This is a genomic window from Halomonas litopenaei (assembly GCF_017303055.1).
In the GTDB taxonomy this organism is placed as follows: domain Bacteria; phylum Pseudomonadota; class Gammaproteobacteria; order Pseudomonadales; family Halomonadaceae; genus Halomonas; species Halomonas litopenaei_A.
Genome location: NZ_JAEKJT010000001.1, coordinates 44363 through 64360, shown reverse-complemented (window position 1 = coordinate 64360; position 19998 = coordinate 44363). Strand labels below are relative to the sequence as shown.

Genomic DNA, 19998 nt, shown 5'->3' with positions numbered 1-19998 from the left:
AAAGACGGCCGATATGTGAGACTTCCCCCCTAAAGCTGTATGGTGAAAGCCTCTTATTGCCTGGGAGCACACCTTTCCGGGGACCGTCATTTGAGGATAACGACGACCGACGATTCCGACCTCACGCACCTACATGCCTGTTACAGGAGGCGCTGCATGAACAAGGACCCTAATAAAGGCTACATCGCCCTGCTCGGCTGGAGCTTGAATGCCATTGAAGCCGCCGAGAACTTTGATCGCCGCTACGTTGTGGTGGCGCCGGACTGGGCCGAGGACTACTGCAAGCAGCACGACATCCCCTATGTCTCCTGGAACTTTGAGCGACTCAATGATCGCTCCATGGAAATCGCCGAGACCTTGCGAGACATGGGCGTGGACGTCGCCATTCCGCTGTTCGAGGAAACGGTCGAATGGTCTGGCGCCATCAACTCGGTATTGCTGGACAACCCCCGCCTCTACGGCCAGTCGCTGCTGCTGCGCGACAAGGCACTGATGAAGCGTCGCGCCCAGCTTGGGGGCATCCGCGTCGGCATCTTCGAAGAGGCCCACGATCACCAGGACGTGATTCGCTTCCTCAAGCGCGTCAACCAGACCTTGCTCAAGCTTGATGGCGACCCCAACGACCCCATCCATCTCAAGGCCTTCGACAAGGCGGGCTGCCTGGGGCATCGGGTCATTCGCACGCCAGACGAGGTGGACACCATCCCGGAGGAAGAATTCCCGGTCCTGATGGAGTCCCACCTGGATGGCTGGGAGTTCGCCGTCGAGGCATGGATTCACAACGGCAAGATCGCATTCCTCAACATTTCCGAATACGTGACCTTGGGCTACTCCGTGTTTGTCCCGGCCTCACCGGAGCTGGAGCGCTACCGGGAGCAGATCCGGGTACAGATCGAAAAGCTGATCAAGGCCTTCGATATCGACTTCGGCCTGATTCACCCGGAATACTTCGTCACCAGCGACGGCGAGATGTACTTCGGTGAAGTGGCTTATCGTCCCCCTGGCTTCAAGGTGTTCGAACTGCTGGAGCGGGTTTACGGCTTCAACGCCTATCAGGCCAGCATGCTGGTCTTCGACCCCAAGACAACGGCCGAGGAAGTCGCGGACTTCTTCCCCAAAGAGGTGGTCGACGCCAACGGATTCGCAGGCTGCTTTGGCGTTTATCCCCGTCGCCGTGTGGTCAGCCGTCTGGAAATCCCGGAGTCGGTGGAGGACCACCCCTACTTCGAGTCCCACGAACTGACTGCGCCCCTGGAAGAGACGGTGACCAAGCGCACCGCCTTTGGCACCCACTGGGGACTGGTGTACTTCCGGGGTGACGATGCGCACACCCTTCGAGACCTGCTGAAAGCCCAGGAAGACGAGGACTACTACGTCTAGGCGCCGGGCCAACCGTTCATAAAGGCCTCACCACGCGTTATTGCCCCTCGCCCCCGTCCACGGTGCCGATGCCTGCACAACGACACCGTGGCACGCGGCGGCGTTGCACATTTGCGCCAGCGTCACGCATCATACCGGAACGGCTAGACGCCCTCGCCCACCAACCGCCCAGGAGCCGGAGTGACCTCCCCTGACATCTCCCCCACCGACAACGACAAGCTGAAGGGACTGCTGGTCAAGTTGGACGATGCCATCGCTGGTCTTGAGGCCGCTGCCGCGTTCGCCAAACCAGGCAAGCTCCCCCGTGTGCTCGACAGCTGCCGCCGGGTGCTGCTGCAGCCCGATGGTTGTGCGCAGCTGGAAACGCGAGCACAGCGCCTGGAGCAGGCCGGTGTCTTTGACGGTTCCGACTGGGCCTACCCCCACATTCTCATCCCGTCGCTGACCAGCCACTCGCTCAAGAGTGCTGACGCGCAGCTGGTGGTGATCGAGGTGCTGAGCGAGCTGCGTATGCTGGCAGTGGCCAAGCAGCAGTACCGACACCCCTTGATCTCGAGTGAAGGGGCTCACCGCTATCTGACCCAGGTCATGGCCATCAACCTGCCGCTGCTGTTCTCGGCCCCCAGCGAAGCGGAGCGGGAAAACCAGGGACGACTGGCCCAGATCCCTCGCGCGCTGTTCCAGCACCTGGCCAACCGGGTCGGTTACGAACACGTCATCGACGAGCTGATCAGCGAAATCTGGCGGATACTCCAACAGCGGCCGATTCAGGTCGAGCCGGTCAAGCAGATGGTGACCCAGATTGCGCTCTGCCAGGCCAACCCGAGTATTGATCTGGGCGCCAGTGGCCAAGGCGCGGACCGCCTGGTCAGTTCGCTGTTCGGCCCGACCCAGGGCTGTCGCGAAGACCCCGGCGTGGAGGTCTATCGGGAGCGCCTGACCGCCATGGATGCCAGGGCACTGCAATACGAAGCCAGCGGCTTTGCCCGGGCCATGCATGACACGGGACTGGTGTCACCCTATCACCCGGTCCTGCTCAGGCACCTGCTGGACCTGGGCGACAACCTGCTGTCGGAAGCCCTTGGCCTGTCGTCGACCGGGCGTGATTGTCTGCTGTGCTATCGGGACCTGGTGCACAGCATGATTCGCACCGCGATTCATCCCCAGACGGCCCAGGCGGTCTACGGCCTGGCCCTGACCCTGGAGCGCGGCATTCTCTATCAGCCCCCCGTGGCCCCCGCCCTGTGGAGGCAATTGGGTCTCACCTTGTCGGACTGGTCAGAGGCGCGCCTGCATGCCGCCTTCGGGGACGCAGTGTCACACCGCGCCCGACTGATGGAGGGCGTGCTGTGCATGCTGGGCCTGCCCCTGGGGGTCGGCCAGGGCAACAACCCCACCTGCCAGTCCGCTCGCGCCCTGTCCATGTGGGCCTACAACGATCCGGACTACCTGCTGCAGATGGTGACCTGGGCAGCCAGGGATGATGAAATCATCATGCACTTCGAGGGCCAGCCCATCTCGTCCCGCGACAGCGAGTCAGGGGTTGCCCAGACCTTGCCGCTGGATCTCGACCCAGTGTCATTGCTGGTCGTTCCCCACCTCGATCGCATCTATGCGGAAATGGGGCGCCGCTGTATCGGTCGCGAGGGAGACCCCCACCGCTGGGTCAATCCGGAATTTCACGGCTGGTGGGCCGGCCGCGGCTTTGGCATCAACGTCGACGTCGCCACCGGGCAACTAGCCGATGTGGACACCTTTTTGCGCCACTTCTATGCCAGCTACCACCCCTACTACAACGGCAACCAACCGCTGATTCACCCGCAACCTGCCGGCATCGCGGTCACCGACAGCGCCGGCCGCTTCATTGGCTGGCACGCCATCACCATCCTGCGCGCCTCCCTCGATCCCGCCGGCGACATGCGGGTCTACTTTTTCAACCCCAATAACGACAGTGGTCAGGACTGGGGCCTGGGCGTCAAGGTCAGCACCTCTGGCCAGGGCGAGCGCTTCGGTGAAGCCTCACTGTCCTTCGAACAGTTTGCCTCACGCCTCTACATCTACCACTACGATCCACTGGAGCATGGCGAGCTCGCCCAGGTGAGGCAAGAAGAGCTGGACCGGGTCATCGCCATGATTCAAGAGAGCTGGGGGGCAGACAGGATTCCGGCCGGCGGCCTGCAGGCCGTGGACAGCAGCAACCCTGGGTGACACGCAGCACGGTGAATTCTGCCCCATCTCCTGACCGGCCTTTTGGTTAATCCCTCAAGCGACCTCTCGAGCAACCTCTCGTTCAAACCGTGGGCGCACCCGTCGTGAGAGTGGCGGCGCCCATGGCATAATGCCGCCGCATCTCACGTCAGGAACGTTCTATCGCCATGCTTCGTCTCGACCAGCTTCTCGTGAGCCAGGGGTTCGCCCGCTCTCGTACCCGCGCGCAGCGCTTGATACGCCACGGCCGCGTCAGCCGCCTGTCAGATGGCAAGGTGCTCACCCGCCCTGGTGAGAAGTGCCCTGAGGACCTGGCACTCCAGGTGGAGCAGGATCCGGAAGATCGCTACGTCTCACGGGCAGGACTCAAGCTGGAAGCCGTGCTACAGACCCTCGGGTTATCTCTGGAAGGCCTTCGCGTACTGGATGTGGGCCAATCGACCGGCGGCTTTACCGACTGCGCACTGGCAGCCGGGGCGCGGCACGTGGTGGGTGTCGAAGTCGGCCATGATCAGCTGGATGCCAGCCTGCGCGCCGACAGCCGGGTCACCTGCCTTGAGGGCCTCAATGCCCGCCACATGGCAAGCGCCGCGCCGCTGCTCGAGCTTTTGGAAAGGGATGGGCGCCCGGACGTCGCCGTGATGGACGTATCCTTCATCTCGCAGACGCTGATTCTACCGGAGCTGGCCAAGCTCCTAGCGTCCGACGCCCTGCTACTGTCACTGGTCAAGCCGCAGTTCGAGCTGGGGCCAGGCGCGGTCGATCAGCGTGGACTGGTCAGCGACCCGCGCCGCTACGCCGACGTCGAACAGCGGATTCGCCGCTGCTGCGACCTGCACGGATTCGACATCCTGCACTGGCAGGAGAGCCCGATCCTTGGCGGCGACGGTAACCGTGAATTCCTGCTTCAGGCCCGACGCCGGTGACGGCAAGGGCCTGAATCCACACTGCGCGCTCGCGATCAGCGCCCCCCGGCATCGCCACCGCCATCTGCGCCACCCTCTCCACCGCCGATACCGACATCCCCTGGGTCCCCCTTGGCGCCGGGAGGGGGGTGACCATCGCTAGGGTCGGCATACTGGCGCTGAATACCTTTCCACACGTCTCGCTGGCCCGACCGCCGTATATGCACATCGAGTTGATCGAAGGCGATACGAATACCGTTTTCGGCAAACAGGTCCCCGATGCGACCGTTCAGCTCATCCGTGGCGAGCAGACGGTCCCCCAGCGCATTCACGTAGATACGCAGCTCGTATTCCATGGTGCTGGCGGTGTACGCCATAAAATAGATCTCTGGAGGCGGATCGGTCAGCACCCGCTCGTTCTCCTGGGCCGCCTGCTCCAGCAGACGATGCACCAGACTGCGATCCGCGTCATGACTGACCCCGTATTTCAGGGTGACCCGCGTCACGCTATCTGACAACGACCAGTTGATCAGTTGATCGGTGACAAAGGTCTTGTTGGGGATGATGATTTCCTTGCGATCAAAGTCCGTCACCGTGGTCGCACGGATGCGAATACGACTGACGGTACCCGTCAGGTTCCCCAACGTAATGGTGTCGCCGATACGTACCGGGCGTTCAAACAGGATGATCAGGCCCGAGATAAAGTTGGCAAAGATCTCCTGCAGACCGAAACCAAGACCCACACCAAGCGCAGCCACCAGCCACTGCAGCTTGGACCAGGACACGCCGAGGGCACCCAGCGTCATCACCGAGCCGGTACCGACAATCACGTAGGACAACAGCGAACTGATGGCATAGGCACTGCCCTGCTTCAGTTCCAGCCGCGACAGCACCATCACCTCGAGCAGACCCGGCAGGTTGCGTGCCAGCATCATGGTAATACCGGCGATAAACAGCGCGACCAGCACGTCGCCCACGCTGAGGTTGTCCTCCAGCGCCTCGCCGCCTTCGCCCATGGCACCCTCGACCAGGGTGACATTATCGAGATACCCGATGACCGCCAGAAAGTCAGCCCACACCACATACAGCATGGCGGCGAAGCCGATGGTCAACAGCAGCTTGGACAGCCGCAGCGATTGCTGGTTGACCTGTTCCATGTCGAGCGGTGGTTCCTCGACGATATCCAGGCCGCTGTCATCCTGGCTCAAGGCCCGCCGCCGCGCCAAGGCGCGGCGGTACGCCAGCCGCCTGGCCGCCACGGCCAAGCCGCGGACCACGGTCGCCTCGACCAGTATCCACACACCGAGCAGATACAGGGAGATCACGAAACGGCTGATCAAGCTGAGCGAAGAGTAGACGTAGCCGTAGAGCACCGCCCCAGCCAGCGCAATCGGCACCAACGCCAGGGCAAGCCCGAGCACCAACCGGAACAGCTTGACCCCGAAGAATGGCGTATGCGCCAGGATCAGCTTGGACAGGGCCACGCTCATGCCGAGCAGCCCCACCAGCAGTAACCCGAGCCCCAGCGGACGCTGATTGAAGGTCAGCGCGGCATCCCGGGCGTGGGGAGCAATCAGCAGCACCGGGGCCAAGCTCACCCCCAGCCACAGCATCCACCAGCGCAGCTTGGCGGCGTACTTGACCGGCCAATGGAAATGCCGGGTCGCGACCCCGTCGTTCACCAGCAGACGGCGCGACCAGGCCACCACGCCCCAGGCCAGCGACAGCTGCAGTACGGAGTGACCGATATCCACCGCCACCTCAGACCCGCCCAGCGTCAGCAGCAGCCCAAACGCCACCAGGCACAGTGGCCCCGGCGCGGCAATCAAGGCGTTGAGGGCAATCGCCCTCGGCGTGTGCAGCTGGCTATCGAAGCGCAGGCGGCCGATCTGTTCATGAATTTCGCCTAGCCTGCGCAGAATGGCCCGGCGCAGCAACAGCAGCAGTGCCACGACCAGCAGCACCGGCGCCGCTATCCATCCCCCAGGTCCGGGCCACTGCCAGTGTGTCGGCAGCACCTGCCGCCATTCCCCCTCGCGCCACTCCATCAGCAAGTTCTGGGGAATCTTCATCATCCACCCCAGGTCGATGGGGCGGGCGTTGGCGACCCAGAACAGCTGTTCGTCGATACTCGAGCGCAGCTCAGCACTGATATCCAGCAGCTGTTGCTGGTTGAGCTGCAGGTCGATGGCCGCACTCAGGATTTGACCGTAGGTGGGTTCCAGCTGGTTGATCAGCTCCCGACGGGAGTCCAGCAGCTGCACAAGGGGCTGAACCAGGGGCTCCGGCTTGTCTACAGCAGCCTCGTCAAGCGCCTTGCGTGCCATGCTCTCGGGGGATCGCAGTGCCTCTCGCTCGCTATCCAGCTCGAACTGGGCTAGGCGCACATCGGCAATCTCATCACGAAGCCCGGGGCGCGGCTGCACTTCGGGCAGTGACTGACGCTGCTCGCGGAGAATGCGAGACAGCAGAATACTGCCGCGCACGGCTTCGATGTTCTGACTGAGCCCCTGCTGCAGGCGACGCACCCTTTCAAGCTGACGCCTGACTTCGAGCCCATCCCGCACCAGATCATTGGCCCGGGACGTCGCATTGAGCAAGTCCCTCGACAGCTCCCGATTGGTGACCTGGGCCGCCTGAATAACCGGATGCTGCGACACTGCCTCAGGCTCGTCACGCACCGCATCGGCAATCGCTCGCTCGGTCTGCTCGCGACGCAGCTGATCGAGTCGTCCCTGTAGCGCGGACACCCAGGCTTCCTCGCTGGCGGCTTCCAGTTCGAGCAGCTCCAGGCGCTGCTGCAGCACTTCGCGCATCCGCGTGTTGGTCGTCAACTGACGCTGATGAAAATCCAGCTGTGCGTCGGCCAGTGCCTGCTGGGCTCTCGCCGCCAGGCGCTGTGGAGCATCGTCCGGTAGATCACGACGGTTCAGCTCCTCCAGCGACAGACGCGCATCGTCCATGGCCTGGTTGGCCTCCGTGATGGCCTGTTGCGCGCGCTCCGGAAGCGTCTGGGCACCCAACAGCTGACTCTGCACGCTGGTGAGCGTGTCCTGGGTCGACTGAAGCACCCGCGCTGCATCACTCAGACGCTGCTCCACGGCAGGTATCTGCAGCCCTTCCAGCTCCGACAGGTCATGGGACTCATCTTCCTCTCGCTGGCGCAACGCCTGCTCCAGCGCCGCCAGACGTTCGGGGGCCTCCTCCAGGCGTCGCTCGAGACTCGCCATGTCTCGCTTGACGTCCTCAAGCTTCTCCAGGGAGTCAATCGCCGAGGTCAACGCATCGATATCCTGTTGCGCCGCAGCACTGGGGGGATCACTGGCATTGGCGATACGCTCGTCCAGGCGGGACTGCAGCTCCTGCTTATCGGGAAGACCCCTGTCGGGAGCTTCCTGAGCGGCCACCGGAAAGGCCGCAAGCGCCAGGCAGAGCAAGCAGGACAGCAGCACAAACAGCGCGGAACGAGGGCTTGGCATCTTAAGGAAATTTCCTGTCGCAACGGGGTGAAAGGCGCGATTTTCAACCCAGTGTGTCAGTATGGCAATCCAGTGCAAGATTCTTTCATGAAGTTGACTCGTGCTGCCGCCATGGTAGAACAACGCCTCAACCTGTCCATTGGATCATCCTATGAGCCGCCCCGCCCTCCATTTATCCTTGCTACCCACCCTGCTGGTGCTTGCCATCGCTGGGCAGTCGGCCCAGGCGGCAAGCCTGACTGAGGCAGAACGCTCGGCCAAGGAAGCCCGCGTTGAAGCGCTCAAGGCCGAACTTGCCAGGCTGGAAAGCGAGCTCAACGACGATGAAGCCCAGCAGGAGACCGCCCAGGCCCTGACGGGCACGGCCGGTGAGGCTCCGGATACCACTGGCTTGCCAGCCTCTGAAGAAATCGTCGCCCAGGCGTCCGGCAAACCTATTGAAGAGACGGTTGAACAGCGTCGCCTGCTGGAACGTGAGTCCGCGAGCAACCCCTTCGCGATCACCACCCACCGCCGCAACTACATCTTGCCGGTGACCTACAACAGCAGCCCCAACGAGGATGCATTCCGCGCGGACGACGACGACCCGAACATGGACAACACCGAACTGAAGTTCCAGTTCAGTGCCAAGTTCAACCTGGCGGAAGATCTCGTGTTCGACAATGGCGATCTGTATTTCGCCTACACCCAGAAGAGCTGGTGGCAGGCCTACAACGGTGATGAGTCATCGCCCTTCCGTGAGACCAACTACGAGCCGGAGTTCTTCCTCGAATTCCAGAACGACTACAAGCTCTGGGGCTGGACCAACGTCAGCAACCGTATTTCCCTCAACCACCAGTCCAACGGCCGCTCCGATCCGCTGTCGCGCAGCTGGAACCGCGTCATCGGCACCACCGCCTGGGTCAACGACGAGTGGGCAGTGGCCGTCGCACCCTACTGGCGCGTGCCGGAAGACGATAACGACGATGACAACCCAGACATCGAGGACTACATGGGCTACGCCGATATCACCGTGGCGCGGCAAATGTTCGGAACCCATGAAGCTAGCCTGATGATGAGGGGCAACCCTGACGAAGGTAACTACGGCAGCCAGCTGGATTACTCCTGGCCGCTGTTCGGCAAGGTGCGTGGCCACCTGCAGTACTACTACGGCTACGGCGAAAGCCTGATCGACTATGATGAGCGTACCAACCGCTTGGGGATTGGCTTCAGCTTGAACCCGCTGTTTTCAGCGGGAAGCTTCAGTCCCTGATAAGGTGCTAGCGTGAGTCGCAGGTCCGGCGCCCTGGCGAGCCGCCTTGCCAGGCGCCAAGGCCATTGCGGCACCTGCTACTCTAATGCGAGCATAAAGAAGATGGCTGATGCCTCTTCAGCGTCTGTCCACCCACGTCAAAGGAAGACATGATGGCTACACGAAGCTCCAGCACCACCAGCAAGACCAACGCCAAAGCCGATGCCGCCGAAGCCGCTTCTTCAAGCGCCTCCACGGAGCAGCTGCGCGCAGACCTGAAGCAGCTGTCCACCACACTGGAGGATCTGCTCAGCGCCACCGCCGATGACTCCAGTGAAGCGGTGAAGGAATGGCGCAGCAAGGCCGAAGCGCGCCTCAAGGATACCCGCGCTCGTCTCGAGGCCACCGGTGAGCGAGTCTATCGCCAGACCCGTGACAGCGTGACCGAGCAAGTGGATGCCTGCGACCGCTATGTCCACGACAACCCGTGGAAGAGCATCGGTATCGGCGCCGCCGCTGGCGTCGTGATCGGCATGCTGCTCGGGCGTCGCTGATGTCTGACAGCCAAGGACCGGCACAGCGACTGTTCGGCGCAGGGAAGCGTGTCCTTTCCAGCCTGATCGCCACCGGCGAGACGCGTCTGCGTCTCGCCGTGCTTGAGCTGGAAGAAGAACGCGCCAGACTGGTCACCATGGCACTGCTGCTGGGCCTCAGCATGGTACTGCTGATGCTGGGCATCGCGACCCTGACGGCGTTCGTGATTATTGTCTTCTGGGATTCGTATCGGCTGACCGCCATCGCCGTCAGTGCGGCCGTCCTGCTGCTGTCGGGAGTGGGCATGGCCCTGGTGGCCATGCGCATGGCACGCCAGCGCACCCTGCTGGTCAGCACCTTGAAACACCTGGCGCTGGATCGCGAACTGGCAGAGTCATCGCTCAACGACGATCCTGGCGCGCATCGGGATATGCGAGGGCCCTCGGCATGAACCGTGATCAACCTTCTGCCACTCGAGCGCAGCGCAAGGCAGCGCTCGAAGCCACTATCGAGCAGCAGCGGCTGGACATTCTGCTGGCCGCCCACCGCTACCAGCAGGCCGGCCAACGCATCGACGCTGGTTGGCAGGCCGTGAGCCGCTACCGCACCCCGGTGTTGCTTGGGGCTGGTGCCGCGCTCATTCCGGTTCTGCGCCACCCAGGTCGACTGACACGCTGGGGACGCAAGCTGGTCGTGACCGCGCTGGCCGTGCAGCGGGTCAGACGCCTGATCCAGCGCTAGCCTGGTGGTCCTTGCCTGGCATTTTCTTGCCACGCTGTCCCTGACCGACTCTTTCTGCCTCCCTCTGCCCCGCTTCCTCTGCTCCGCCTTCAACCTGGTCCCAACGTCTACCTCTAGCGAGCGCCAGCCTTTGGCCAGCCCGACATGGGCTTATCCTACAACGACTCGGCCGTGCAATCTGCGCGTTGCTGACGGAAGACTCAACCTCCGTTCCTTGACACAGCGAAGCTGCTAAAGCTGTGTTAGAGTCCTTCGATAACGTCATCAATTATCAGGGATAATCGGCGATGCGAATGCTGTCGCTCTACAGCATCAAAGGCGGCGTAGGCAAGACCGCGTCCGCCGTCAATCTCGCCAGTGAAGCCGCTGGATCAGGCCTGCGCGTGCTGCTGTGGGACCTGGATCCTCAGGCGGCCACCACCTTCTATCTCAAGGTGAAGCCAAAGATTCGCGGTGGCGTCGAGAAGCTGGTCAAAGGCAAGGCCGCTTTCAACAAGGTCATTCGCGCGACCAATGTGGACGGTCTCGATGTGCTCCCGGCATCGCTGGACTCGAGGGAAATGGACCACCTGCTGGAGCATCAGGGGACCAGCCACCTACGCCAGATACTGGCTCGGGTAAGAGACGAATACGACCTGGTCATCCTCGACTGCCCGCCTACCCTTTCGCACATGTCGGAAAACATGTTCACCAGTGTCGATGCCTTACTGGTGCCGGTCGTGCCGTCGACCCTTTCTCTGCGCACCCTTGAGCAGCTCGAGACATTCCTCGATGATCGCCATCTTACCTGCCCACTATGGCCCTTCCTGACCCTGGCGGACCGGCGCAGAAGCCTGCATCGGGAGGTCATCGATAGCTTCGACAAGCGCTGGCCACTGCGACTGTCGACGGTGATTCCGGCGGCAAGTGCGGTCGAGCGCATGGGGCTTGAGCGTGCCCCGATCCGTCACTTTGCCCCAGCAAGCCCGGCTGCTCACGCTTACGCTGGCCTGTGGAGGGAAGTGTCCCAGCGTCTGCAGTAGTACTGTCAGGCCATTGCAGCCGTCAGAACGATGCTGAGGTCAGGACGATGCCCTCATCTGCTGAGCGGCTTCTTCGAACCTGGTCGCCAGACGTTCAAGCTGCGGCTTGCGACACAGGGTCATGACACGGGTCAAATGCACCTCAGTCTGCTCTTGCTGGCGTCCATGCAACAGCATAAATCCGCGCAGATGGCGGGGAGCGCTAGCCCGCAGTGGCGCATCCGTCACAGCACTTGCCAGTCGGTCTAATGTTTCATCTTCGGCGTGTCGCAGTGCTGCGGCCGTCAGGGCATCTGCCCGCACCAGGTCATCGTGGAGATCGCCGAAGGCATCCTGAAAGCGCTTCATCTCCTCTTCCAGTTCAACAAAAGCACTGCCCTGTTCTCGCCAGGGTTTCAGCAGATAGCGCAATCGCTTGCCGGTGATACGCGGACGATGCAGCGCTTCCTCTTCAGCGCCAACGCGCACCTGGGCAAGCTCCGCCAGCCACTGGTCTCGCAGGCGCTCCAGGACCTCAGCACTGGCAACCCCAAAACGGGGGGCTTCACGCACATCCTGCTTGCGCGTCGACTTCCGCTTGGCGCTGGTGCCCAGTGCCGCCCGTTTACCCCGCGCTCGATTGGCCGCCTCGCGCAGCTTGGCATCGAGCATAGGGAAGCTCGCGATCGGCGCATCCAGCCTGGCGTAATGCCTGTCGACCTGAGGCGCCAGGCGCTCACGCCACCAACCGAGTGCGCCCCGCTCAGCGGCTCCACTGGTCGCCACCTGTTCGTCCAGCCAAGCCAGCATGACCTCGCTGTCACGCGCGTCGTTGGTCGCACGCGCCAGCGCTGTCAGCTGTCGATAGAGCTCTTTATCGACAGCCACGCCGGGCTGTGAGCGGAAATCCTTGAGCAAGGAGCGTAGGCGACGCAGGGCCACCCGGAAATCGTGAAGCCCTTCCGGCTCATGGGGTTGGCGAATACGCGGGTAGGCCTGGCGCGCCTCATCGAGAAGAGCGCTGATGATGGACGCCATGGCCGCATTTACACGCCGTCGCCCCAACGCCTTGGCCATGCCCCCTCCTGAACAAGAAAGTTGTGATACATCCAAGCGTAGCGTAAAACCTCAGCGCTCCGACAGGTCTCTGGCCAGTCGCATCAGGCGTACTGCCTCGGCACGATAGCCAAAGCGATCTTCGCCCCTGTTGCCCTCCGCCAGAGCGATGGCATCGTCCCAGCCCCAGTCACCGAGATAACGGTCATCACTGAGTAACTGGCCAAAGCCAGCGATGGCGGCGGCGAAGGACGCTTCGCTATCGGGCAGCTGCCAGGCTGCTCCCGTCGGCGCCTTGATCGGCATCTCGATCAGACGGCTGCGATCGCCCCCCGGCACCTTGTAGCGAAGCGCCAAATGGCCGAGCTCGTCGCTGTAGGGACCCGCCGGGCTGTGATCCTCCTTGGCGTAGCGCCGCGGTTCGCTCATGGCGGCATGGGACCCCACCGGGGTGATCTCGTAAAGTGCGGTGACCTGGTGCCCTGCGCCTATATCGCCGGCATCTACCCGGTCATTGCGGAAGTCCTCAGGCCTCAGCCCCCGGGTTTCATAGCCGATCAAGCGGTACTCCTGCACCCGCGCCGGATTGAACTCGACACGCACCTTGACGTCATTGGCGATGGGCTCAAGCGATGCCGACAGTTGATCTACCAGCACCTTCTGCGCCTCGGCCAAGCTGTCGATGTAGGCCGCCTGGCCGTTGCCATGCTGGGCAAGGGACTGCATCACGGCATCGTCAAGATTGCCGCGCCCGAAGCCCAACACCGACAGGTAGGCGCCATCGTCGCGCTGGTCGGCGATAAAGCGCTCCAGCGCTTCGGGGTCGCTGATGCCCAGATTGAAATCGCCATCGGTGGCCAGCACCACTCGGGTCGTCTCGCCTTCGCCGCTCATCCGCCTCGCCACTCGGTAGGCCTGACGCAAACCCGCCTCACCGGCGGTGCCACCACCCGACGTCAGACGCTCCAGTGCGCTGATGATGTCATCACGCTGGGCGACCCTGGTCGGCTTCAGTGCTATACCGGCGCTGCCAGCGTAGGTGACGATGGCGATCTCGTCGTCGTCTTCCAGTTCACCCAACAGAAGCGCCATGGATCGCTTGAGCAAGGGCAGCTTATCCGGCGAGTGCATCGAGCCAGACGTATCGATCAGCAACACCAGATTGACCGGCGGGCGGGGGCCTGGCGTGGCCGCCCTGCCCTGAAGCGCTACTCGTACCAGTTGGCGCCCGGAGTTCCATGGCGAGGCAAAGACGTCAACGATCGGGAGAAAGGCCTCTGCGTCAGGCTGCGGGTAGTCGTAGCTGAAGTAATTGATCATCTCCTCGATGCGCACCGCCTGGGGCGGCGGCAACTGTCCCTGCATCAGCGACGAGCGCACCACCGCGTAGCTCGCCGTGTCCACGTCCACCGAAAAGGTCGACACCGGCGCCTCGGCGGTCACCCTGAGGCTTGAGGCATCGAACTCGGGATAGGCTTCCGTGGTGACGGTAGACACCCGGGCCGAAGGCCCCGGGCTCGGCACGGCCGCTATCCGAGCGACCTCCTGACTCGGCATCAGGCCGCGCATCGCCGTCGATGTCGATGTCGATGTCGATGTCGCAGGAGAGAGCGACGCCGATGGTGAAGAAGCCAGACGTCCACGCTCGGTCGACTCAAGGGCGGCCTCGGACTTGCTGGCCGTTCGAGGTGGCGCGACGACCATCTCGGCATCCTGGCTCGGCTCGGACCCCGTCACGACGTCGACGTCCTGGCCCTGGGGCCACAGCAGGTAAAGCCCCAGTGACAGCGCCGCCAGCGAGGCGGCGGCAGCCACCGATGGTCGACGGTGCAAGGGTCGATGTGTGCTTGATCGATTCATAGGGGTATCCCTCCGGGGGAAACGTGGCCGCGACCTGGTGTCGTCGCGACCTTCCCCCGAGAGACGTGGCTCGTCCCTGGACTCTTGGTCGGTGGCCTGACATTGATCGAACCGATCAAGCGCCGCCTTCAAATGCCCGGACTTCACCTCCGCCTCTGGCGCGGGTGCCGATGACAGAGCCCGTTCGAGGCGCTTAAGCTCATCACTCATCTTTCCTCCTCCCCCCGGGCCAGCGCGCTCAATTGTCGTTTCACCTCACTCATGCGCCAGGCTACGGTGCCCTCAGGTACCTCCAGCACCTCGGCCACCTGGGCCTGGGTCATGCCTTCACCCAGCGACAGCGCCACGGTGTCACGCAGCTCCATCGACAGCGTCGCCATCGCCCTGGCGAGCCAGCGATGCTCATCGTCGCGCTGTCGATTGCGCCGATGTCGGTCTTGCTCCCAAGCCTCCCAGCCCTCGGCAGCCTTGCGCCGAGTAGCCTGCTGCCGGCGGCGATCATGGGCGGCGTTGACCGCGACCCGATACAGCCAGGTGGAAAAGGCAGCACGCCCGTCAAAACTCGGCAATTTATCGGGTAGTGCCAGACAGATGTCCTGGGTCAGATCCTCGGCCTCGGCGCGGCTTCCGGTCAGCCGCCAGGCCAGCGCAAACAGCCGATCGTAGTGGCGAGACAGCAGGCGCGCGAAGGCCTCACGCTCGCCTCCGGCAGCGCCCTTCACCAGTTCTATATCCGTTGGTACCCGGGCTTCGGGCTGTTGAATCGACAAGTGGCCGCTCCTCGCGGTCGGACTCTCGGAAAATCACATCACCCCACAGGGGGGCGTCTTCATGTAAAGACGTCGCTGATGCCCTGATCCTTGGGCGGCCGAGAAAAAAAACCGCAGGCAGCATCCCTTGAACAGGAAGCCTCCACGTCTGTGCAAGGTAGTAGCATAAAAAAGAGGCGGCCCGTAGGCCGCCTCCCCGCGCTTTGCCACCCGGGCTTGCGCTCTGCTTCAAGACGCCAGGTATCGCTGCGCCCTGTCTTCGCTGCCTTGCCGTTCTTGACAGGGCAGCGTAGCGACTCAGGAGGGCAGCGTGCCGGCGCTCTTGTGGCGCAAGCGTTGGGCGCCCCAGATCGTCGCACCGAGCCCCAGCCCCACCAGATCGGTCACCAGTCCGCCAGCAATCATCGCCAGGGCAGCCACTCCCAGTACCAGCCTTGCCACCAAGCCCACAGGTGCTGCCAGGAAGTAGCCCTGAAGCGCCGCCGCCAGCAGATAGATACCGATGCTGGCGGTGACCGCCACCCTGACGATCTCCCACCAGGCTCCTTGCATCAGCAGCGCAGGGCTGTAGAAGAACATGAAAGGCACGATAAAGGCGGCCAGGCCGAACTTGAATGAGGTGGCCGCGGTCTTCAGCGCATTGGTGTTGGAGATCGCTGCCGCCGCGTAGCCCGCCAACGCCACTGGCGGCGTGATCGCCGACAACACCGCGTAGTAGAACACGAAGAAATGGGACACCAGCGGTGAGATGCCAATCTGCTGAAGTCCTGGCGCCACCACCGAGGCGGCCACCGCGTACGCTGCCGTGGTGGGCATGCCCATGCCCAGCAGGATCGAGATGCACATGGCGAAGAACAGCGCCAGGAAATGGCTGGTATCGGCAATTCCCAGCAGCATGGACGCAAAGCGCGCGCCCACCCCGGTCAGCGAGATGACGCCGACGATAATCCCGGCGCAGGCACACACCGCGATCAACGGCACCGACATCCGCGCGCCCAGCTCCAGCGCCCTGAGCAAGGCCTTCGGCCCCATCCAGTGCGGCGTCAGCCAGGACACCACGGCGGCGCTGACCATGGCCAGCGTGCCCGCACGGATGACCGAATACCCCATGAACAGCGTGGCGATCAGGATGATGATCGGCAGGAACAGGTAGACCCGCTTGACCATCTCCCCCACCTGGGGCAGCTGCTCCCTGGGCAGGCCCTGCATGCCATCCCGGCGCGCTTCCAGGTCGACCATCAGGTAGATGGCGAGGAAGTACAACGCCGCCGGAATCAGCGCGGCAAAGGCAATCTCGGTATACGGGATACCGGTAATCTCGGCCATGATGAAGGCCCCGGCACCCATGATCGGCGGCACGATCTGGCCACCGGTGGAGGCCGCCGCCTCGATTCCCCCGGCACTCAGCGGGTGATAGCCGACCCGCTTCATCAGCGGAATGGTCAGCGACCCGGTCGCCACCACATTGCCGGCAGAGGTGCCGTTGATCATGCCCATCAGCCCCGAGGCAAAGACGGCTACCTTGGCGGGCCCACCCCTGGAGCGCCCGGCCATGGCAAAGGCAAAGTTGACGAAGTAGTCGCCCACCTTGGACGCCTGCAAGAAGGCGGCAAAGGTGATGAACAGAATGATGTAGGTCGACGATACCGCCGTGGTCGGCCCAAGCACCCCACTGTCGGTGTACAGATAAGTGAAGAAGCGCTTGGCGGTGTAGCCGTCGTGGGCCAGGATGCCGGGCAGGTAGGGGCCGGCGAAGGCATAGACCAGAAAGACGCTAGTGATGACGATCAGCGCCAGTCCCGCGATACGCCGCGTAAGCTCCATGATCAGCAGGATACCGCTGGCCGCGACCAGCCACTCAGCGGTGCCGACCAATGGTGTTCCCGCCGCCATGCGCCAACGGCCCAAGACAAAGATCAGGTAAGCGGCCACCACCAGTGCCGACACCATCAACGCCAGGTCCGGCCAGTGAATCCGGTCCCCTCGACTGCTCGGCGCCCGGCAGAAGGCCCAGCTTGCGAGCACGCCGAGCGTACTGGAAAGCGTCAGCGAGACGGCCAGATGCACCGGTAAAGCAGGGTGAAAGGCGGCGCCACGGGCATCGCTGAGTCCCCACAGCACCAGGGCACAACCCGCCGCATACAGGCTCGCTGCCAGGGTCAGCGTGGCCATCGCCCGCTCGGCGCCAGACGGCCGGCGCGCTCCGCTTGTCACCGCATCAGGGTCTACCGACATCGCCGCGGTGATCGCGAACCCCACCAGCAGGCCGCCTGCCACGTGAAGAATGCGAAAGGTCCAGGTTTCGATCGGCGCAATGTTCAGCGCATAGAGATGCATCGCCGTAAACAGCACGCACCCCAGCATCACCGTACGGCCGACCAGGCCGTCAAGCACGCGCTCATTATGGGCACGGGGCAGGTCGTCGGCGCCCTCAGCCACCACCGTGTGCAGAGGAGCCACCTCGCCAGCGGGCTCCGCTTGTCTTGTCGTGGTCATGTTAGTTGTCCCTCAGATCACCAACGCCGAGACCCACCCAGGGCCTCGGCGCAAGGGCATCAAGGCCAGCCGCTACATCGGCCGGCCCATGCGCATCAGCCTTCCAGGTTGTCCGGGATGTCGTAGCCGTTTTCCTCGAACCAACGGACCGCTCCCGGATGCCAGGGCATGAAGCTGTTCTGGGAAGCGTTCTCCGGCAGGGTTTCCTTGGCCGAGCCGTGCACCTTGAGCATGCGCTCGTGCTCTTCCATCACCGTCTTTGTCACCTCATACACCAGCCCTTCGGGCATGTCCTTGTGGGTGATGGCAAAGTTCCAGATCGACACGGCTGGGGTCGGTTGTTCCAGCGACTGATAGGCACTCGCCGGAATCGACGAAGCGCTTAACGCAGGGAAGTCCTCCAGGAACTGCGCGCTTTCCTCCGGGGAGAACGAGAAGATATTGACGTCGGCTTGCGCCTCGAGCTGACTGAACGCGGAAACCGGTATACCGGAAGCGAAGGCAAAGGCATCGAGCAGGCCATCCTGGACCTGCCCCGCCTGATCGGCGGCGCCGCCATTGCGGGTGTCGACCTCGATACCCAGTTTGTCGAAGATCTGCGGGAAGTAGAGATCACCGGTTCCACCGGCAGGCCCGATGCCGATGGTCTTGCCGTCCAGGTCAGCGATAGAATCGATGCCCGAATCCTTGAGCGCAATGACCTGCAGTGCGGTCTGGTACATCGGGAAGACCGCCCGCACGTCGGTGTGCTCAACCCCTGGCGCCAGCTGGCTGTTGCCTTGCCAGGCCTGATAGGCGGGTCCCATGGTGACCATGCCGAACTCATGCTCGCCCATCTGCACCATGGTGACGTTCTGCACCGGGCCACCGGTGACCTCGGCACCAAACGAAATGCCCGTGCGCTCGCCGACCAGGTTGCCCCAGCCGCTGCCGTAGATGTAATAGGTGGCACCCTGGCTGCCGGTACCGATGGTGACGCTCTGCGGCCAGTCTGCCGAGTCGTCGGAGGCGAAGACCGGGCTGGCGGCGGCAGCGATCAGTGCGCTGACAATAAGCGGTGTGGTGTTCATGGCGTTGCTCCTCGATATTGTGATTGTTGCTGGCAAGCCTCTTGCTGGGCTTGTGGAGCGGAGAGCCGATGGTCTCCGACTCCCCAGAGACTCACGCAGGTGGACATGACGCTGCGCGAGTCACGTCATCGCCCCCCGACGCCACGGCACCAGGGGGAGTCAGGCTTATCCCTGGGCTTCAATATCTGCACAGATGGCGGCGGTCACGTCTCGGGTAGTGGCGTCACCGCCCAGATCCCTGGTCTGCATGCCGGAGGCTGTCAGTCGTTCGATGGCTGCCATCAGGCGTTCTGCGGCAGTGGTTTCGCCGAGGTGTTCAAGCATCATCGCGGCCGTCCAGAACGACCCCACCGGGTTGGCAATGCCTTGGCCTGCGATATCAAAGGCGGAGCCGTGGATCGGCTCGAACATCGATGGAAAGTTGCGTTCCGGGTTCAGGTTGGCGGTCGGGGCGATGCCCAGGCTGCCGGACAGCGCCGCCGCCAGATCAGACAGAATGTCAGCGTGCAGGTTGGTGGCCACCACCACGTCAAGGGTCTCAGGCTTGAGCACCATGCGGGTGGTCACCGCATCCACCAGCTCCCGGTCGATCTCGACCTCGGGAAAGTCCTTGGCCACTTCGAAGAACAGCTGGTCCCAAAGCACCATGCCGTGACGCTGGGCATTGGACTTGGTCACCAGCGTCAGCTTCTTGCGCGGGCGGCTCTGGGCCAGCTCGAAGGCAAAGCGATGGATACGCTCGATGCCCTTGCGCGAAAAGATGGAGAGCTCAGTGCCAATCTCGTCAGGCAACCCCTGATGCACCCGGCCGCCGTTGCCGGAATACTCACCCTCACTGTTTTCACGGACGATCACCCAGTCGATCTTGTCGGCGCCTTGCAGGCGACTCTTGACCCCCGGCAGCACTCTGGCCGGACGTACATTGGCGTACTGATCGAACCCTTGGCAGATCGCCAGGCGCAGCTCCCACAGTGACACGTGGTCGGGCACGTCTTCGCTGCCCACAGCACCGAAATAGATGGCATCGAAGCCCTTCAGACGCTCCAGTCCACCGTCGGGAATGTACTGCCCCTGCTCCAGGTAGCGCTTGGAGCTCCAGTCAAAGTCTTCAAATTCGAAGCCGAAGTCGCCACTTTTCTTGGCCAGAGCCTGCAGTACTTGCTTGCCCGCTTCGATGACTTCCAGCCCGATCCCATCGCCGGGCATGATCGCTACCTTGTGTGTTCTCATCTGTCTTGGACCTCGTTGACGTACCAGAAAACCTGGT

At 63.1% G+C, this 19998-nt stretch carries 15 protein-coding genes; 8 read left to right on the top strand and 7 right to left on the bottom strand.

The annotated features are described in order from the left end of the window. Positions 1-156: 156 nt before the first annotated feature. From JF545_RS00275 to JF545_RS00265, 3 genes are all read left to right on the top strand, one after another. On the top strand, positions 157-1380 hold the full coding sequence (locus tag JF545_RS00275; protein ID WP_206936942.1) for an ATP-grasp domain-containing protein: 1224 nt from the start codon (positions 157-159) through the stop codon (positions 1378-1380). Positions 1381-1560: 180 nt separating this feature from the next. After that, positions 1561-3588: a hypothetical protein gene (locus tag JF545_RS00270; RefSeq protein WP_206936940.1), complete on the top strand. Its 2028-nt coding sequence runs from the start codon at positions 1561-1563 to the stop codon at positions 3586-3588. Positions 3589-3755: 167 nt separating this feature from the next. Beyond that, complete coding sequence (locus JF545_RS00265; protein ID WP_206936939.1) at positions 3756-4514, top strand: TlyA family RNA methyltransferase; 759 nt, start codon at positions 3756-3758, stop codon at positions 4512-4514. A gap of 35 nt (positions 4515-4549) precedes the next feature. Here the strand turns inward: JF545_RS00265 and mscK are convergent, their stop codons facing one another. After that, a complete protein-coding gene (mscK, locus tag JF545_RS00260; protein WP_206936937.1) occupies positions 4550-7972 on the bottom strand; it encodes a mechanosensitive channel MscK in 3423 nt (1140 codons plus the stop codon). Between the two features lie 151 nt (positions 7973-8123). Here mscK and JF545_RS00255 point away from each other — a divergent pair, with 151 nt between their 5' ends. The 5 genes from JF545_RS00255 to JF545_RS00235 all read left to right on the top strand — a co-directional run bounded on the left by JF545_RS00255 (position 8124) and on the right by JF545_RS00235 (position 11500). Beyond that, on the top strand, positions 8124-9224 hold the full coding sequence (locus JF545_RS00255; protein WP_206936936.1) for a phospholipase A: 1101 nt from the start codon (positions 8124-8126) through the stop codon (positions 9222-9224). A gap of 152 nt (positions 9225-9376) precedes the next feature. Next, complete coding sequence (locus tag JF545_RS00250) at positions 9377-9757, top strand: DUF883 family protein (RefSeq protein WP_206936934.1); 381 nt, start codon at positions 9377-9379, stop codon at positions 9755-9757. Beyond that, positions 9757-10188 carry a phage holin family protein gene (locus JF545_RS00245; RefSeq protein WP_206936932.1) on the top strand — a complete coding sequence of 144 codons (432 nt, stop codon included), beginning with the start codon at positions 9757-9759 and terminating at the stop codon, positions 10186-10188. The genes JF545_RS00250 and JF545_RS00245 overlap by 1 nt, the downstream gene beginning before the upstream one ends. Further along, on the top strand, positions 10185-10478 hold the full coding sequence (locus JF545_RS00240) for a YqjK-like family protein (RefSeq protein WP_206936931.1): 294 nt from the start codon (positions 10185-10187) through the stop codon (positions 10476-10478). The genes JF545_RS00245 and JF545_RS00240 overlap by 4 nt, the downstream gene beginning before the upstream one ends. A gap of 287 nt (positions 10479-10765) precedes the next feature. After that, a complete protein-coding gene (locus tag JF545_RS00235; protein WP_206936929.1) occupies positions 10766-11500 on the top strand; it encodes a ParA family protein in 735 nt (244 codons plus the stop codon). Between the two features lie 39 nt (positions 11501-11539). Here the strand turns inward: JF545_RS00235 and JF545_RS00230 are convergent, their stop codons facing one another. The 6 genes from JF545_RS00230 to JF545_RS00205 all read right to left on the bottom strand — a co-directional run bounded on the left by JF545_RS00230 (position 11540) and on the right by JF545_RS00205 (position 19961). Next, positions 11540-12556, bottom strand: a complete 1017-nt coding sequence (locus tag JF545_RS00230; RefSeq protein WP_206936928.1) for a CHAD domain-containing protein — start codon at positions 12554-12556, stop codon at positions 11540-11542. Positions 12557-12607: 51 nt separating this feature from the next. Beyond that, a complete protein-coding gene (locus JF545_RS00225; protein WP_206936926.1) occupies positions 12608-14395 on the bottom strand; it encodes a vWA domain-containing protein in 1788 nt (595 codons plus the stop codon). Positions 14396-14601: 206 nt separating this feature from the next. Further along, entirely contained in the window at positions 14602-15165 is a 564-nt protein-coding gene (locus tag JF545_RS00220; RefSeq protein WP_206936925.1) for an RNA polymerase sigma factor, read from the bottom strand. Between the two features lie 297 nt (positions 15166-15462). Continuing rightward, positions 15463-17661 (bottom strand): TRAP transporter permease, encoded by a 2199-nt coding sequence (locus JF545_RS00215; protein ID WP_206936923.1) that lies wholly within the window; start codon positions 17659-17661, stop codon positions 15463-15465. Between the two features lie 95 nt (positions 17662-17756). Further along, a complete protein-coding gene (locus JF545_RS00210; protein WP_206936921.1) occupies positions 17757-18731 on the bottom strand; it encodes a TAXI family TRAP transporter solute-binding subunit in 975 nt (324 codons plus the stop codon). A gap of 165 nt (positions 18732-18896) precedes the next feature. Beyond that, entirely contained in the window at positions 18897-19961 is a 1065-nt protein-coding gene (locus tag JF545_RS00205; RefSeq protein WP_206936919.1) for a tartrate dehydrogenase, read from the bottom strand. Positions 19962-19998 lie beyond the last annotated feature (37 nt).

Excerpts from the sequence above, each read along its gene's own strand:
- JF545_RS00235 (WP_206936929.1), top strand. The coding sequence starts at position 10,766 with ATGCGAATGCTGTCGCTCTACAGCATCAAAGGCGGCGTAGGCAAGACC.
- JF545_RS00240 (WP_206936931.1), top strand. The coding sequence starts at position 10,185 with ATGAACCGTGATCAACCTTCTGCCACTCGAGCGCAGCGCAAGGCAGCG.
- mscK (WP_206936937.1), bottom strand. The coding sequence starts at position 7,972 with ATGCCAAGCCCTCGTTCCGCGCTGTTTGTGCTGCTGTCCTGCTTGCTC.
- JF545_RS00275 (WP_206936942.1), top strand. The coding sequence starts at position 157 with ATGAACAAGGACCCTAATAAAGGCTACATCGCCCTGCTCGGCTGGAGC.
- JF545_RS00205 (WP_206936919.1), bottom strand. The coding sequence starts at position 19,961 with ATGAGAACACACAAGGTAGCGATCATGCCCGGCGATGGGATCGGGCTG.
- JF545_RS00230 (WP_206936928.1), bottom strand. The coding sequence starts at position 12,556 with ATGGCCAAGGCGTTGGGGCGACGGCGTGTAAATGCGGCCATGGCGTCC.
- JF545_RS00210 (WP_206936921.1), bottom strand. The coding sequence starts at position 18,731 with ATGAACACCACACCGCTTATTGTCAGCGCACTGATCGCTGCCGCCGCC.
- JF545_RS00250 (WP_206936934.1), top strand. The coding sequence starts at position 9,377 with ATGGCTACACGAAGCTCCAGCACCACCAGCAAGACCAACGCCAAAGCC.
- JF545_RS00245 (WP_206936932.1), top strand. The coding sequence starts at position 9,757 with ATGTCTGACAGCCAAGGACCGGCACAGCGACTGTTCGGCGCAGGGAAG.
- JF545_RS00255 (WP_206936936.1), top strand. The coding sequence starts at position 8,124 with ATGAGCCGCCCCGCCCTCCATTTATCCTTGCTACCCACCCTGCTGGTG.
- JF545_RS00225 (WP_206936926.1), bottom strand. The coding sequence starts at position 14,395 with ATGAATCGATCAAGCACACATCGACCCTTGCACCGTCGACCATCGGTG.
- JF545_RS00215 (WP_206936923.1), bottom strand. The coding sequence starts at position 17,661 with ATGACCACGACAAGACAAGCGGAGCCCGCTGGCGAGGTGGCTCCTCTG.
- JF545_RS00265 (WP_206936939.1), top strand. The coding sequence starts at position 3,756 with ATGCTTCGTCTCGACCAGCTTCTCGTGAGCCAGGGGTTCGCCCGCTCT.